At 42.2% G+C, this 16,497-nt stretch carries 17 protein-coding genes; all 17 read right to left on the bottom strand.

What is annotated here, in order from left to right; translation table 11 throughout:
* Positions 1–11 precede the first annotated feature (11 nt).
* Entirely contained in the window at positions 12–2,105 is a 2,094-nt protein-coding gene (locus HQK88_00435) for a response regulator (GenBank protein ID MBF0615261.1), read from the bottom strand.
* A 208-nt stretch (positions 2,106–2,313) separates the two neighbouring features.
* On the bottom strand, positions 2,314–3,471 hold the full coding sequence (gene nrfD, locus HQK88_00440; GenBank protein ID MBF0615262.1) for a polysulfide reductase NrfD: 1,158 nt from the start codon (positions 3,469–3,471) through the stop codon (positions 2,314–2,316).
* 2 nt (positions 3,472–3,473) lie between these two features.
* A complete protein-coding gene (locus HQK88_00445; GenBank protein MBF0615263.1) occupies positions 3,474–4,262 on the bottom strand; it encodes a 4Fe-4S dicluster domain-containing protein in 789 nt (262 codons plus the stop codon).
* On the bottom strand, positions 4,259–4,657 hold the full coding sequence (gene dsrJ, locus HQK88_00450) for a sulfate reduction electron transfer complex DsrMKJOP subunit DsrJ (GenBank protein MBF0615264.1): 399 nt from the start codon (positions 4,655–4,657) through the stop codon (positions 4,259–4,261). The genes HQK88_00445 and dsrJ overlap by 4 nt, the downstream gene beginning before the upstream one ends.
* Entirely contained in the window at positions 4,650–6,281 is a 1,632-nt protein-coding gene (locus tag HQK88_00455; protein MBF0615265.1) for a (Fe-S)-binding protein, read from the bottom strand. Before HQK88_00455 ends, dsrJ begins: the two co-directional genes overlap by 8 nt.
* Before the next feature lie 2 nt (positions 6,282–6,283).
* A complete protein-coding gene (gene dsrM, locus HQK88_00460; GenBank protein ID MBF0615266.1) occupies positions 6,284–7,279 on the bottom strand; it encodes a sulfate reduction electron transfer complex DsrMKJOP subunit DsrM in 996 nt (331 codons plus the stop codon).
* A 22-nt stretch (positions 7,280–7,301) separates the two neighbouring features.
* The gene (locus HQK88_00465) at positions 7,302–7,814 is read right to left on the bottom strand and encodes an RsbRD N-terminal domain-containing protein (GenBank protein MBF0615267.1); all 513 of its coding nucleotides are present in this window, start codon (positions 7,812–7,814) and stop codon (positions 7,302–7,304) included.
* Positions 7,815–8,061: 247 nt separating this feature from the next.
* Entirely contained in the window at positions 8,062–8,337 is a 276-nt protein-coding gene (locus HQK88_00470) for a hypothetical protein (protein ID MBF0615268.1), read from the bottom strand.
* A 222-nt stretch (positions 8,338–8,559) separates the two neighbouring features.
* Entirely contained in the window at positions 8,560–9,795 is a 1,236-nt protein-coding gene (gene nrfD / locus HQK88_00475) for a polysulfide reductase NrfD (GenBank protein ID MBF0615269.1), read from the bottom strand.
* Positions 9,796–9,801: 6 nt separating this feature from the next.
* Positions 9,802–10,575 carry a 4Fe-4S dicluster domain-containing protein gene (locus tag HQK88_00480; GenBank protein ID MBF0615270.1) on the bottom strand — a complete coding sequence of 258 codons (774 nt, stop codon included), beginning with the start codon at positions 10,573–10,575 and terminating at the stop codon, positions 9,802–9,804.
* A 54-nt stretch (positions 10,576–10,629) separates the two neighbouring features.
* Positions 10,630–11,151, bottom strand: a complete 522-nt coding sequence (locus tag HQK88_00485) for a cytochrome c3 family protein (GenBank protein ID MBF0615271.1) — start codon at positions 11,149–11,151, stop codon at positions 10,630–10,632.
* A gap of 114 nt (positions 11,152–11,265) precedes the next feature.
* Positions 11,266–12,102 (bottom strand): shikimate dehydrogenase, encoded by an 837-nt coding sequence (locus tag HQK88_00490; protein MBF0615272.1) that lies wholly within the window; start codon positions 12,100–12,102, stop codon positions 11,266–11,268.
* Positions 12,099–13,397 (bottom strand): DUF512 domain-containing protein, encoded by a 1,299-nt coding sequence (locus HQK88_00495; GenBank protein ID MBF0615273.1) that lies wholly within the window; start codon positions 13,395–13,397, stop codon positions 12,099–12,101. Before HQK88_00495 ends, HQK88_00490 begins: the two co-directional genes overlap by 4 nt.
* Positions 13,390–13,941 carry a CDP-alcohol phosphatidyltransferase family protein gene (locus HQK88_00500; protein ID MBF0615274.1) on the bottom strand — a complete coding sequence of 184 codons (552 nt, stop codon included), beginning with the start codon at positions 13,939–13,941 and terminating at the stop codon, positions 13,390–13,392. The genes HQK88_00495 and HQK88_00500 overlap by 8 nt, the downstream gene beginning before the upstream one ends.
* A gap of 33 nt (positions 13,942–13,974) precedes the next feature.
* Positions 13,975–15,048, bottom strand: a complete 1,074-nt coding sequence (locus HQK88_00505) for a tetratricopeptide repeat protein (protein MBF0615275.1) — start codon at positions 15,046–15,048, stop codon at positions 13,975–13,977.
* The gene (locus HQK88_00510) at positions 15,038–15,697 is read right to left on the bottom strand and encodes a ribulose-phosphate 3-epimerase (protein MBF0615276.1); all 660 of its coding nucleotides are present in this window, start codon (positions 15,695–15,697) and stop codon (positions 15,038–15,040) included. The genes HQK88_00505 and HQK88_00510 overlap by 11 nt, the downstream gene beginning before the upstream one ends.
* Entirely contained in the window at positions 15,694–16,425 is a 732-nt protein-coding gene (locus HQK88_00515; GenBank protein MBF0615277.1) for a PASTA domain-containing protein, read from the bottom strand. The genes HQK88_00510 and HQK88_00515 overlap by 4 nt, the downstream gene beginning before the upstream one ends.
* Positions 16,426–16,497 lie beyond the last annotated feature (72 nt).

Below are 16,497 nucleotides of genomic sequence, written 5' to 3' on the forward strand. Positions count from 1 at the left end.
GGCACAATAAGTCAGGAGACCTCCTTCGGTATAGTAATAACAAAAGTGGTTCCATCACCCTCCACACTCTCACAGTATATATCGCCTTTCAGCGTCTGTGCAACTATATTATAAACAATATGCAAACCAAGCCCGCTGTTACCGCCCTTACGGTTAGTTGTAAAAAAGGGATCAAAGATTTTACCCAGAGTACCCTCCGGAATCCCTTTACCATTGTCTTTAAACATTAAGACCACGTTATTGAAGTTTTCTATAATGCTAATGTTGATTGTTCCATTAAAATCCTCGTTAAACGCATGTATAAACGAATTCATTATAAGATTGGTCATTATCTGAGCGATAGCTCCGGGATAGTTATCCAGCTCTATCTCTCTGTCGCAATGAATGTGTATCTTATGTGGAGTTTTTTTGATCATAGGTTTTAAACTCATGATAATCTCCTCCACGTACTCCTTAAGTTTAAATATGCGCCTCTGGTGGCTTGTCTGGTCGCCTGACACCATCTTAAAACTCTTTACCATAGCGGAGGAACGCAGAAGATTTTTAACGATAATATCACTGTCCTCTAAAGCTACATCAAAATACTGCTCTATTTTAGACTTTGAGAGCTTGTTGCCATGAAATAATTGATGAACCTCACGGGTTTTTTCCTGCAGGTGTGAGGCTGAGAGGACGCTGGAACCGATAGGGGTATTTATCTCATGCGCCACCCCTGAGACAAGCTGTCCAAGGGCTGCCATTTTTTCCGACTGTATAATTTTCTCGGTACTGAGTTTTAGCATATAGTTTGTTTGTTTTAGCTCCTCAAGAAGGCGTATCTGTTTTTCCTCAGCCTCTTTTCGCTCAGAAGTATCATTAAAGACGACAACAGCACCAACTAATTGTTGATTTTCATCAAAGATTGGCGTTGACACATATTCTACAGGAAAACTTGAGCCGTCCTTTCTCCAAAACACTTTATCATTAACACGGTAAACGACTCCGTCTTTAAAAGTCTTATGAATGTGGCAATCGCTATCGGTACAGTTTGAGAAGTCAGGGTAATTATGGTGAATGATGCTGTGGTTGTGCTTTCCAAGCAGCTCCCCCGGAGTCCATCCGAGCATCTTAGCGGCAGCTGGGTTTAAAAACGAAATCATTCCGTTACTGTTAAGCCCGTAAATCCCCTCACCGGCAGAGTTTAGTATCAGTTCGTGTTGTATCTTTAGTTTAACTAACGCCTCCTCTGCACCCCTTCTGGCTATAATGCCGGCAAGTGTGTTTGAAACAGCAGTTAAAAACTCCTCTTCTATATGAGCCTTTTTATGTCCATCCTTTAAGTACAGGTTAAATATGCCGAGAAGCTTACCCTCAAGTTTTATAGGTACACAAAAATGCCCGTGTTGAGTCATTTTATCAAAAGTAATGTCATGTCTGTCATCTATACAATCTGCAAAAACCGTCTTACTGATGGCTGCTGCCCTGCCGCAAAGACATTTGCCAAACGGCACCTCATTACAGGCTATCAGGAGCTCCTCTGAAAAACCCTTTTGAACCTTTAACTGCAAAACTTCAGCATTTTCTTTGACAAGAAAAATTGCCCCCTTAGATTCAAATTTTAACCATGGCAAAGTTATGATTGTTTCTAAAATCCTGTCCATTTGCTCAGTGAGGGAAATCGGTTCAAGTGAAATTCTCAGGATGGTGTTTAGTACGCTCTGGATTTGATACTGAAACACATGGTCTTTTTCAACCATGTTGTTATATAGTGCTATCTTTATAGCAGCATAAAGAGCGCTGTCATGGAATGGTTTTAAGATATAGCCGTAGGGGTTTGTTCTTTCAACCCGCCTGAGTATTGCCTCATCGGCATATGCGGTAAGATAAATTACTGGGATGTTGTACTTTTCCCTTATTCGCTTTGACGTCTCTATGCCGTCAATATCCCCCTCGATGTTAATATCCATCAAAATTAAATCCGGGGGTGTTTCCTCAACGATTGCAATGGCATCAACTCCGGTACTTACTGTGGCTGCAACCTTATAGCCCCAGCCCTGAAGCAAATTCCTAATATGCAGTGATACCACCGCCTCATTATCCACTACAAGAATACTCTTTTTCAGCATGATACCTATTATATAATAAATCTGTTCTTTTAGTAATAATATTAAAAGAGCCGCAGCATAAACATTTGGTCGCTCACCGGCGAAAGGACACTCGGTAACTAAACAACAGTGCTTTGTATGAGCCGCTGTATTTTCGTAATATGAGATATAAGCTACCCTCCCCTTTCTGCCCGTAGTCGTCAGGACAGAAAGAGAGAGGGCTCTTAATCTAAGCTTCCAGTTCAACCTTTACTACTATAGCAATTCTATATAAAGCTGTTAAAATCAACAGCCCTATTGACCATATGCCTGCAGTCACTAATAACTCATTTAACGTTGGCCAATACTCAGTAATCTTCTCAAGCGGATTTGGCACAAACCCTCCAATAACAAAACCAAACCCTTTGTCAATCCACAGTGATACATGCACGAAGATGCAAGCAATAACCAGTGTTACCTGATTCGTACGTGTAGCTGGTATCAACAGCATGAAAACCGCAGTTATGGCTAGCAATGTTGAAAACCACATCAATGGAATCAATTTTCCGTGGCTTTCAAGGCCAAAATACAGATACTTGAATGACTGCATATGACCCGGTATGTGGCTATAAAAAGCTGTAAAAAGCTCTAACCCTACAAAGAATATGCTAACAATCAAGGCATAAGTAACTATCGTTACAAGTCCCTTTATTGCTCTGTCTCCCGGATCAAACTTAGTTATTTTTTTAATTAAAAGACACAATAGCACCAACAAGGCAGGACCACTGGCAAATGCTGAAGAGAGGAATCGAACCGCCATAATTGCTGATAACCAAAAATGCCTTGCCGGCAAACCTGCATACAGAAAAGCCGTTACAGTGTGAATGCTAAAGGCCCACGGTATGGATAAAAATACAAGCGGTTTTATCCACTTTGGCGGGTGGACTAATTTGTAATGTGCGCTTAGTGACACCCATCCAACGACAATGTTAAGCATCAGATAACCGCTTAATACAATCATGTCCCAGAACATTACAGAGTTAGGGGTTGGGTGGAGAATTACGTTAAGGATACGTGTGGGCTGGCCCATATCAACAAAAATAAATAGCATACACATTATAACAGAAGGGATCGCCAGAAATTCACCTAATATTGTTATTCTGCCAAATCTCTTAAAATCGTGCAAATAGTATGGCAATACAACCATAACTGCAGATGCCGCCACACCTACAAAGAAGGTGAATTGGGCTATATAAAAACCCCATGAAACATCACGGCTCATACCGGTTAGGCCTAAACCATAGTGATACTGTCTTATGTAGCATGCGACGCCTACAAGGATTACCGCCAGTAAAAAGCATATCCAGGCCCAGTAATATTTACTGCCTGACAGAGCCTTTTCAATCATTTTTAGCTACCTCCTATTACATAATAGACACCAGGGAACGTACCTAAGTCAGGTTTGCGGGTGATAGTGAATTTGGAGCGGAGAGTTTTTCTGACATTAGAATTCTCATCCTTTAAGTCTCCAAAAATAAGTGCACCATTTGAGGCCTCAACGCAAGCAGGCAGCTCACCTCTGTATAATCTATCTGCACAGAAATTGCACTTTTCAACCACTCCCTTAGTTCTGGTAGGGTATGAGGGGTTAATGTTTTTTATAAATGGACGCGGATCTCTCCAATTGAAACTCCTTGCTCCATAAGGACATGCAGCCATACAAAACCTGCACCCAATACAGCGGTGGTAGTCCATAACAACTAAACCGTCTTCACGTTTAAAAGTTGCCTTTGTGGGACACACCCTGACACAGGGCGGATTATCACAGTTGTTACACAGGACTAAAAATTTCATTTTTTCTATGCTTTCGGTCAAATAGCCGTTATAACTATCAGGAAAGGCGTTCTCATATTTCTCAGCCCATATCCACTTTATCTCATGCTTTTCACTTTCCATCTGCGGTATATTATGGGTCTTGTTACATGCTTCTATACATTTGTTGTAACTTTCCTCAGTTGGGAAGGCTTTCATATCCACTACCATAGCCCATCTTTTAGCAGACTTAGCCATACCTTCTTTAAGCTCAGGTGAGGCTTCAAGTTCACCGGGAGCTAAAACCTTAAACAGCGGCGAACCTAAAAGTCCTAAAAGTCCTGTTGCTCCGGCTGCTTTTAGAAATTGTCTTCTATCTATACTCATAACTTGTTCTCCTTCTGAGCAACATGACAATCCCAGCAATAGACACTCACAGAGGCATATGTGTGGCATCTGTCGCAAAACTCACTCTTGTTTGAGTGACAATGCAAACATGTTAATTGAAGGCTTTTTTCATACATTACACCATCAATTTTGCCGAACTCTCTATGGTTGCCGCGGACTACATCATCTCTCCAGCTGTTTAGTATCTTCATGTGTTCATGTCTCATTTGCTCTTTTGGCAGTATGCACTGCTTAACAGTCATGTTGTCTATGACTGGGGTATTTAGCTTTACATTTACATCTGTCGGAGTCTTTACCTTATTATAGATAAAGGGAAAGCTGACAATTACAATAAAAACAACTAACACATAGATTATCTTGTTTTTGTCAGACATCTTCACTATCCTCCTTTGCATCACCGTCCTCAGCTCCTGAAAGCGGTTCACCCCTTAGATCAGTATCCCTGTCATTTTCTCCCTTCATCTTCAAGGCATTAGCAAGGAGTTCTGTAACTCCTATTACCTTAACTCCTGGCACCCAGTAGTCCATAAGGGTGGTCAGAGCTGCCCTGTCAATGGCGCATATACAGGCGAGCATATTAACATCGTATTTATTTTTCACATGCTTAACGGCATTTGCCCTCGGAAAACCGCCACGTAAGCGCAGCTCCATGTTTTCAGAGGCATTAAGGCCTGAGCCGCTGCCGCAACAAAAGGTCTTTTCACGGATTGTGTTTTCTGGCATCTCAAAGAAGTTATTGCATACCTTATTTATAATGTAGCGCGGCTCTTCTAAAAGCCCCATACCTCTTGACGGGTTACAGGAGTCGTGAAAGGTTACTTTGTAGTGGTCGTTTCTTGACGGGTCAATTTCAAGCTTGTTATGTTTTAAGAGGTCTGCTGTAAACTCTGAGATATGAACCATCTTTGTAGAGGCAGCATTTTCAAACACAGTACCGGTAATTGGGGAAACCGGAACCTGTAGAAAATCTGCCGGCCCGTTCCATGTATCCATGTACTGGTTTAGCACTCTCCACATGTGTCCGCACTCTCCGCCCAGTATCCACTTTACACCTAACCGCTTTGCCTCGGCATATATCTTTGAGTTTAGCCTTTTGCCCATTTCGTTTGACGTAAATGACCCGAAATTGCCACCCTCAGAAGCATAAGTGCTCCATGTGTAGTCAAGGCCTAACTCATGAAACAGCATTAAATAGCCCATGCAGGTATATGTACCTGGGTCGGCAAACAGGTCTCCTGATGGAGTTACAAATAGTATCTCAGCACCTTTTCTGTTAAAGGTCGGTTCTATTTTGATGCCTGTAATTTCCTCTATTTCATCTAACAGGAACTCAACACTGCTTGTGATAGTGTGGGGCTCAAGGCCAAGGTGGTTACCTTTCATGTAGCAATTAGCCACAGGACCAGCTATCCATTCGATGTTTAACCCTAACAGGTTAAGAAGCTCACGGGCTATCATTGTAATCTCAGCAGTGTCTATGCCATACGGACAAAACACGGAACACCTGCGGCATTCCGTGCACTGAAAGAAATAGTACCACCACTCCTTCAGCACATCCTCGGTAAGTTCCCTTGCCCCTGCAATCTTGCCCAGTATCTTACCAGCCGTTGTAAATTCCCTGCGATAAACAGACCTGAGCAGCTCAGCCCTCAGCACCGGCATATTTTTAGGGTCACCCGTGCCAAGAAAGAAATGGCACTTGTCAGCACATGCGCCACACCTTACACATATATCCATAAAGATGTGAAATGAACGGTATTTTTCAAGCCTTTCCGCCATTCCTTTTAGTACAATTTCCTGCCAGTTATCGGGTAGCTTCCAATCCGCCTCCGCTGACGACCACTTTCTTGGGTTTGGAAAGCCTACAGTTTTAAGACTGTTTTCGCTGGCACCATGACAGTACATACCTTTCCTCATTTGTACCGAAACAGACATCCAGTCCTCCTCAGGAGGCATATAATTTATCTTGGACAATTCATCTGGTTTTAAATTTGACATACCTACTCCTTTTCCAATGGCAGACCAACTGTCTTCATTTTATCCCTGAAATCATCTTCATACTCTTCATAAGTATGAACTTTAACAGGATAGTTCCACGGGTTTATGTGTCTAATCCTACGGCTGTTGTTAGGCATATTTCGTGTGGGGCTCAAAAATACGCCAGCAGCGTGCATTAACTTACTGAAAGGGAAATAGGCCAATAGAACACTCACTAAGAATAAGTGTATGTAGAATATTAGTCCTAAATCATGCGTAATGGTTGGTTTGAGGCTAAAGAGTCCAACGGTAAAAGCTTTTACAGAGATAATATCTACCTTCAGGATGTACCTCATTATCATCCCGGTTGTAGCAATAAAGAGAATCAGTAACAAAGGGAAATGATCATTAGGCAGAGAGAAATAGCTCACCTGAGGTATAACAACCCTTCTGAAAAACAAGTATGTAGCGGAAATCAGCAAAATCAATCCTGTCCAATACAAAACCGGTACACCTAACTGCATAAGGCCGTCCATGCCCTCAACTAAAGAAAGCGCCGATGGAATGGGATCCAGAAACAATCTTAAGTGTCTTACCAGCACTATAAGGAATGACCAATGAAACGCAAGGCCACCCAACCAAAGCCACTTGCTGGACTGGTGAATTAGGCGTCCTTCATCCTCCTTAAGAGCGGTGCTTGTGTTGCTAAACAGAGAGCGGAAAAGCAACACCTCTAAGGCCATTCTGACAATAACTTCAAGATTGTTTGAGGGATTATCAAACCTGTTTCGTTTAATCCAGGAAAAAGATTTCTGTTGCCCGCTTGTGGTTGGGATACAGAAAGGAACTGCTGAGCGCCCCCACTTCAATATACGCAGAACAACCCCTACCACAAAAATGATAAAGGCTGTATAAGGTATCATTACTCCAAAGAGATATTGTAGGTTAAGCATTTCGACACCTACAAAGGCAACTATCACAATGCCCATTACTCCAAGGAAGGGAAGCAAGATTTTCATTTAGACCACCTCCTGTTAGATTTTATACGGTTTTTGCATCTTCAGCGTTTACTCTCTTTGTTAGCATGAAGGTGCTTCTTTTTATTTCATTAACTTTAAGATTGAAAATATCTTCACGGCACTGCATAAAGATATCAAAAGAGATAAGGGTCAATTTGTCTATAGTATCTTCAAAGGCCAATAATTCCTTATATAATTGGTCACCCTTAATATAACTTTTTGTTGCGGTTCTCAGAGCTTGCTTTAATAAAAATATTAATGATATAGCATCAGACGGGTTAGAGTCCTGAACAGCTCTTACCCTGATTATATCATTTAGCAAGACTATAATACGTTCCTGTACCATGTTGTTTAGGAGTTCCTCCAACACTCCTTCTATTGATACCAAAATGCTGTGTCCTATGGGGTTATTAAAGGGATCGTTCTTTTTTTCGAGAAATGCTTTACTCTCTGGTGGATATGTTTGAATTATAAGTGTGTACCAACCGTTTAAAAGGTTACTTTTTTCCTTTACTAATATATCATGCAAATTCATCTCTGTCTCCACTGTACACAGCTATTGCGCCATCAATAAATTCTTCACTAATGTTTACTCCCGATGCGCCTGAGCTTAATGCAATATGCAATAGCTCTTTGCATAAAAATATCTATGTGCTTATTCAGGTCACTTTCTAACCTGAAACTGCTATTTTAACTCCAAAACTCTATGAGATGTATTTATGCATGTATATTACAGTGTTTCCACCTCGTAATCCAACACAACAGCTATGATTATGATATAGTTACATCGGTCTTTTAGCATATTTTGTAAAAAACTCACACTTTCTGCATTGTTTTATTTTTTCTTTAAACTCATCTATCACATTGCCATGGCATAGTGTACCGGTTAATTTCCAGCATTCCTGGCCATTATTATTAATAAATGCAACACAAGCATTCCTTTTTGACTCCTCGCACTTTAAAACATCCCAGCAATTAACGACATCTGACTCTTTGATAAAAACCGGACAAGCAGACCTTTCGTCTTCACTGCATTTTTTAATTTCCCAACAGTTCATTTATCTCTCCTTTGTACACATATTATACAAAAGCTTTGCCTATAACCAACTTTAGCATTAACATATACTTTTGTCAACTGTTTATACATCAATAAAGACATTACCAATACATCTTCAGTGATTCACTATTGCAGACGAGCATAGCTACTTGTAGCTATGCTCGATGTGCATTATGTGTGTGGTTATATGATAACTTAGTACAGACATTTCTTTATTGCTTAACTAGAATAGTCTCTGTGAGAGTCTGTCCTCTGCCTCTGCACACTCTTGCTCTGTAAAGATATCTTTAAACACAGGCAACACTTTGTTGAATATGAACAGGAGGACAAACGGAGCCATTAAAAGCCCAACTGCAGGAATAATCCCCTCTTTAAGTATGTCAAAATTCTTAGATAAAAACGGTATATGAAATTCTAAGAATCCTGCAAAACTTTTGGACATAGACTGTCCGCCTATGACAACATCCCAACGCATCGTAAACACACCCATGAGAACAAGAGAAGCTGCAACAAAAGCCCTCAGCATCGAAAGGCGTGGCAGCACCAGCAAAAAGAAAGGAAGGATCATTCCGCATATCCATTGTACTACTATCATTTTGAAAGCAAAGCGTTTAAACAGCAGCTCGCTCATTATGCCCCAGAACTCCTCTGCCGTGTATGCGTGAAAAACGATGTCTATCCCCTCTAAAAGAAATGCTATCGCTAAAAAGTAAGAGAGCACTTTGCACATACTCTTTATAGGCACAAAACATATAAAGTGCTTCTTGAAAGCCATTCCAGCTATGTAGGTAACAATACAGACAGCAACGCCTGAGATAACCGCTGACATAAGAAAAATGAAAGGCATAAGCGGGGTCTTCCAAAGCGGCACAGTTTTTACCGATCCAAATATGAATCCAACATATCCATGTAGCACACAGGCTGCAGGAATTCCCGCAGTTGCCAGTATTTTCACTATTTTTTCATCAATGTGCAGTGCCTTCTCACTAACATCATAACTGCCCAGAGTCAGTACCTTGTAAAGTAACCCCATCAAACCATTTCTTTCCTGAGCCTGCTTAATGATATAAGGCCTGAAAACAAACCATATCTCAGAAAGCACAATTGACATATATGTTAGATAAATAAATGTAAAGGCTGAAATCGCAGAATAAAAATGCGGCGTCATCATTATATTAATAGACCTTTGCGGCTGTGTCAGGTGTAGGAGAAGCGGGGTAGGCGCCATTATCAAAAGAGCAAGCGAAAACACCAGCGAAAACTTAGCAACTGGTTTAAGCTCATCCTTTCCAAAGACATGATACAACGAGGAAAGCACAAATGCTCCTGCTACAAGACCGGTTAGGTACGGATATATAACAATATGTATTCCCCAGTATATATACTCATTAGGGTATGTAAAAAACTCTTTTACTGTCCAATATGCTCCATGTGCAAGTGTATGCTCATCCATTAACATTCTCCTTTATCTTACGATTTGGTCAAGACCCAAATAAAAAACGTGCGGTTCATTGCCGTACTCAGGTTTTAGCACTGCGACTCTCTTAGAGCTGATTATCTTAAAGACCTCACTATTGGGGTCATTAATATATCCTATTTTCCTTACACCAAAAGCACAGGCGTCTATACAAGCTGTTTGTTTGCCTTTAGTAATTCTGTGGTAGCAGAACGTACACTTATCAGCCGTGTTGGTCACAGGATTAAAAAATCTTGCAAAATACGGACAGTTGGTTATACAGTACCCACACCCGATACACCATGAGCGGTCAACCAAAGAAACGCCGTCCTCTGTCTTATATGTAGCACCAGCCGGACATACCTGCACACATGATGGCTTTTCACACTGGTTACAGAGCTTGGGTACGTAGAACTGCTTAGTTATCTCCTCATCCTTAACCTCATGTCCATAGGGATCATTTGAGGTGAACCCTTCACGTGCGCCCTTAGGCGAGTCTATTATCACATCGCCGTCTTTTAACTGTATGTATCTTTCCACCCATGTGCGTTGTACCTCAGCCTCAAAGGGTATTTCATTTTCCAGCTTACATGCCTTGGCACACATCCCACAGCCAACGCATTTTGTTGTGTCCACAACGAAGGCCCATCTTTTCTTTTCGCTGAATGACCGAACCAAAGATGCCATCGCCTCCGGCTTAAACATCTCAAGAGCGCTTATCGGGATTGCCATACCTGCTACAGTAAGCAGCCCGGCCTTAATAAAATCTCTTCTTGTCACCATTACCTGCAATCTCCTTTGCTTTAGCAAACACAGCTTTTATAGGCTGTCTTTGGGCTATTTAAATCCCGCAGTGTGCACATCGTGGCACGTTACACACTCTATGCCGGCATTGTGGGTCTTTGGGTCTATCATATTAAACTTAATAGTTCCCTTTGAGGACTCAGAATACTCCGCCGGTCTGAATGGCAACTTTGCATGACATCTCTTACAAAGTTCACGCGAGCTGTCCACTCCGATTTCAAGCAGATACTTAAAATCTTCCTTCAGGTCAACTGGGTGCTTCTTGTCTGGCTTTGAAGTCATCACATGGCAGTCCTCACACTGCACCTTCTGGTGCCCTGAGGCTTTTATCTTTTCCACCTTATCAGAGTGGCACTGACCACAGAACTCTTGTCCCATGTACTTTACCGGATAATCCGTCCAGTACTTCTCGTTTTTTAAACTATGCCACTGATACTTGTAGTCACCGCTTTTAGCTGTGAAATCACCTGGCACATAAATTGTCCTGAAGATCAAAAGAAACACCACCGCTCCTACTATCAAAATCACCGGACGCCACGCATGGCTCATTTTCATCTTTCCACTCCTTCTGTTATCAACAGCACTTTGTATATCCTATACTTAACTTTGGGGAGTATAAAACAAAAAAAAATTATTGTCAAGAACTTTTTTTATTTTTTTTAAACTATTTTAAACGACAATTTTTTCGTAAACTTCAAGAAGGGCTTTTCTCATTATTTCAACCGGAGCTGTTGTTTGGGTCCAGAGTTCAAATGCGAGCACTCCCTGCCAAAAGAGCATTCCCAGCCCATTAGCGGCGGGACAGTGCAGGGTTTTGGCTGCTTTAATAAGCGGAGTATCTTTATATATAACGTCACAGACGGTGTGGGAGGCACTAAGAAGCGAAAAATCAAAGGGCGCTGGATCGCCAGGTTTAAGGCCAAGAGGGGTTGCGTTAATGATAACATCGTGGTTTCTTATTGCATCGCAATTTTGTTTTTCTGCAAACACGTTTGAATTTACAGTTTTCAGGTGTGTTGTAAGAGAAGTGAGCTTTGGCACATCAATGTCAAAGATGCTCAATGCGTCGGCCTCTTTGGCAATGTAGTATGTTATGGCTTTAGCAGCGCCTCCAGCCCCCACAACAAACACCTTTTTGCCTTTCAGCGAAATCCCAGCCTCTGTAAGTGATCTCATAAACCCTCTGCCATCTGTGTTATAGCCGATAAGTTTGCCATCTTTGTTTACAATTGTGTTGACAGCCCCTATGAACCTTGCCTCTTCATCTATCTCATCGAGGGCAGCCATAGCTTTTTCCTTATGGGGAACTGTCACATTAGCCCCGGCAAAGTCCATAGCCCTGACGCCATAGACTGCCTTTGCCAGATGATCCGGATGTACGGAAAAACACAGGTAGCAAAAATCCAGCCCCAGATGGCTAAAGGCTGCATTGTGCATGTACGGTGAAAGACTGTGCCCTACCGGATAACCGATAAGGCCTGTAATTTTTGTTTTTGCTGTAATCATGTCGTACTCTCCCCAAGGGCAGATATAAGTCCCTCAAAGGTGGACTCTATTGTTTTAACCTCAACCTTTAGTGCCTCAGAAATAAACTCAACTGTTATATCGTCAAGAAACACGCTTTTCCCGGATTTAAGGGAAACATCCGGTATGAGCAGGATTTCATCACCCTTTATTTGGTCTATCAGTGAGCGCACAATGTCACGTCCTGTAAGAAGGCCGCATACGGTTATGGTATTGCCAAACACATGGTTTTCAACCTGTATGGCCTGTATGTCTATGCCGGTTTTCTTGTTGAGTTTAAGCGTAAATTCCCGGAGGTACGGATAAAACGAAACTCCGGTGTAGGTGATAAATTTTCGCTTTGAAGGGTGCTTAATTGATCTGAAGCGTGAGGCTTTGTGAAGAAATGCCGGTAACATCCCAACTCCGTTTTCTATTTGCGGCAGGTCACCATAGTGTTCAAGAGGCGGAAACTTTATCCCGCTTTTTATATATAGCTCATCTGAGCCATATATGACGGGCTCTCCGTGCTTTTTTATACATTTCTTCTGATGTGACTCTATGATTTCAAGTGCTTTTTGGGCATCCTCTTTGGTGACAGGCTGAATCTTTTTCTTATGAAAAGCCGTCAAGCCCACCGGCACCACTGCTACAGACATAACAAACGGATAGTGTTTCCTTAAATCGCCCAGCGTCCGGTCAAGCTCAGCGCCGTCGTTTATGCCAGGACACAGCACCACCTGTGCATGGAGCTTTATCTTGTTTTTAACAAAAAAATGAATCTCCTTGTTTATGTCGGCAAGTGCTGGATTACCCATAAGTTTGGCTCTGAGAGCGTTGTTTGTGGTGTGCACAGATATATAGAGCGGGCTTAAGCGCTGCTCGATAATTCTCTGTCTGTCATATTCCGTCAAGTTAGAAAGTGTTATGTAATTGCCGTACAGGAAGGAGAGTCTGAAGTCCTCGTCCTTAACGTACAGGGTTTTTCTAAATCCGGCGGGCATCTGAGATACAAAACAGAACTGGCAGCGGTTTTTGCATGTTTTTATCTTAAAGGGCTCAATTTCAACGCCAAGCGGGGCTCCCTCATCTTTTTCAATAAGTTTACCGATGATTTTACCTCGCCGTTTCAGGAGTATATCGAGTGTCTCATCCTGCGCATAAAATGCAAGGTCTAGCCCGTCAGATATCTTATTACCGTTTATGGACACTATCTCGTCTAAGACCCTTATGTCTGAAAGACCAGCCGGAGAGTTGTCCTCTACCGCATGCACTCTGTTACTGACAGATTCACTCATTTGCGTACATAAACCCCTTGTAAAGATAATGGAGCCCTGAGACCACCGTAAGCACAGCCGTCACTATAACAAGCAGCTTAGGGTCGGGAAAAACTCCGCGGAAATTAATTTTTAAAAGCATATACGCTAACAGCACCATCTGAAATGCTATAGCAAATTTGCCATACACAGAGGGCATTATAAAGACCACGTGCCTAACCATGTACAGCAGCCCCCAGCCCACAACTACGATCAAATCCCTGCTGATTATGCAAATTGTCAGCCATGTTGGAATGAACCCGTAAAAAGAAAACAGCACATAAGACGTTATAAGCAAAAACTTATCGGCCGTAGGGTCTAAAAACTTTCCCAGCTGTGTTTGCTTTTTTGTAAGCCGTGCTATCAGCCCGTCAAGAGCATCCGTTATCGAGGCCGCAACAAATATGATGAGTGCCCACCGGTACTGTGCATAGATTAAAAGAGCGGCAAAAAAAGGTATTGCCACTATCCTTAACATAGTCAGGACATTTGGTACATTTAGCACAGCGGTGTTTGGTTTTTCCACCAATGTTTTCCTTTAAACAATAAATTTTTTACTTTACGGAATATTAAAAGGGAAAGAGCCTCCAATATCATAAATCCCTAACCCTTTGTGGCATGCGTGTTCATTTCCCTCTAATGCCGCCAGCATGGCGCTCCCATGGCAGTGCTCTATGCTGAAAGAATAACGTGCAGTTAAATCCAGTGCTTTTTTAACTAAGATGATTGACTGCCGCTTTCTTTTACTAAGAAACTCAACCTGTGCATTGCCTAAAAAAACATAAGCAACTCCCCGCACATCGGAGGTCTTCTTAAAACACCTGAGAGCCCGCGCAAAGTGTTTTTCACTTTCAGAAATCCTGCCCTGCATCAAAGAAAGAACCCCTAAACTCCACACAGTATATGCTGAGCTTACGATGTCATCTATCTGCTCATAAATTTTCAGGGCTTTGTTTAAAAACTTTCTGCTGTCTTGAAACTCACCTGTCATACGCAGTGCATTGCCAATACCGCAAAATGAGTAGGCAACTCCAAAGCGATCTTTTTCTTTTTTGAAAATGGTGTTTGACCTGGTGTAATTGTCAAAAGATGAGGCAAAATCCCCAGCCATTCGCTTTGCCCCGCCTAAGCCGGTATGGCAGTAGCCAACCCCTGAGGTTTCATCTAATTGTTCAAACATCTCTTTGGCACGCTCAAACAATTCAACAGCCTGCCTTATATCACCCGATATTCTGAAAGTTCCAGCCTTTGCCCATAAACAAAAGGCTATGCCGGATTTGTCCGTTTTTTCAATATATCCGGCCTCAGCCTCTTCAATTTTCTGAAGGGCTTCTTTCCATAACCCCAAAGCCCGTAATGCCAGTGCCCATCCCACTATGCTGTCCAGTGCGCTGACAGTGTCGTTAAGTGACATTGAAAGCTCACGCGCCCGTTTGTAATCCTCGGCGGCCTCTGTGAACTTGCCGCTCATCCGCTTACAGTCGGCTAAAGCACAAAGACATCTAAGTCTTGAATCATCCTCATTTTCACACAGTTTTAATGCTTTTTCATAAGCCTTTAGCGCTTTCCCGTACTCTGAGGCATCCGTGTGTTCGGAGGCTTTATCAAGGTATTTTTCTATTTTACTTTGCACCGGTAATAGTCCGAATGTCTGATATAGTTTTTGAATAGTTGCCGGATGTATAAAATGCTGAACCCATGACCACCATGTTTGCTCCGGCATCGGCAATGGTTTTAATGTTTTTGGGCGACACTCCGCCATCAACCTCTATGACAGGGTTTAGGCCACGCTCTTTGAGCATCTCCTTTAGCCGTATTATCTTATTAACCGCTCCCGGAATAAACTTTTGTCCGCCAAATCCCGGGTTTACGCTCATTATAAGCACAAGGTCAACATCGGCAATTATATCCTCAAGCAGAGCAAGAGGGGTAGCAGGGTTAATGGAAACTCCGGCTTTGGCACCCTGTTGTTTTATCCAGTTGATGGTTCGGTGCAGGTGTCTCTCGGCTTCAAGGTGAATAGTTAAGATATCAGCCCCTGCCTCTATAAAGTTGACTACATATCTGTCCGGTTTTTCTATCATAAGGTGAACATCAAGTGGAATAGTTGCCACCTTTTTAATCTGTTCAACGACAAAGTACCCGATAGTTATATTGGGCACAAAGCTGCCATCCATGACGTCAATGTGGAGGTAGTCAGCCCCTGCCGCCTCCGTATCTTTTATTTCCCTGCCCAACTCCAAAAAATCAGCCGACAGTATTGATGGAGCTATTAGTATCATTGTGATTCCCCTTCTTTTTGATCTGGCTGGTGTTCATCAGTAACTACCTCCTCCTCCGCTTGCAAACTGACAGTGTCTCCCCGTTTAACCATAGTGTCCGGCTGAGGTTTCTGGCTGATAATTTTTGAGCCTGAGCCGGAAACTGTTGTTTTAATTCCAATAGTGTCTGCCACTTTATCTGCGTAAGAGGTGGTTTTCCCTATAAAATCCGGGCACAGGTAGGTCTCCACAAATGGACCTGCGCTAACAAGCAGGTCTATTTCAGCAGCGCCCTTTTCCTCTGAGACCGGCCTTTGTGCTATTACTGTGCCTTTTTCCTGAGTATCGGAGTGAACCTCAAGCACCCGGTCTATTTTAGTTTTGTTCTGAGCTGCGGTTTCGTAAGCCTTATCCAAAGTAAGTCCCTTAAGGTCTGAATCAGTAAAGCTCTGTCCCTTACTCATCACAACAGATATGGTTCTACCCTCTTTTATTTTGTTTCCCGCCGGAATATTCTGTTTCATAATCTGTCCGGCCTTCACGGCGTTGCTGTAGTCTTCACCCTCAATTTTCAAAAATAATTTCACTCCGGCTAATATACCTGTAGCTTCTAAAAGACTTTTACCGGTTAAATCCGGTACCGTTATGCTTTTACTTGAGGTAAGAGCGTTAAAAGTAACATACCCTGTAACCAGAGATACAAGGACAAATAACACAAAAAATACAAAAACCCTTAACAACGCTTTCAATGCCGCAACCTCTCAATTTAAACATTCAAGCAACCTACAAATTACAACTTTAGTTTTAAGCTCAAGTCCAAT

This window comes from Nitrospirota bacterium, from assembly GCA_015233895.1.
Lineage (GTDB): Bacteria > Nitrospirota > Thermodesulfovibrionia > Thermodesulfovibrionales > Magnetobacteriaceae > Magnetomonas.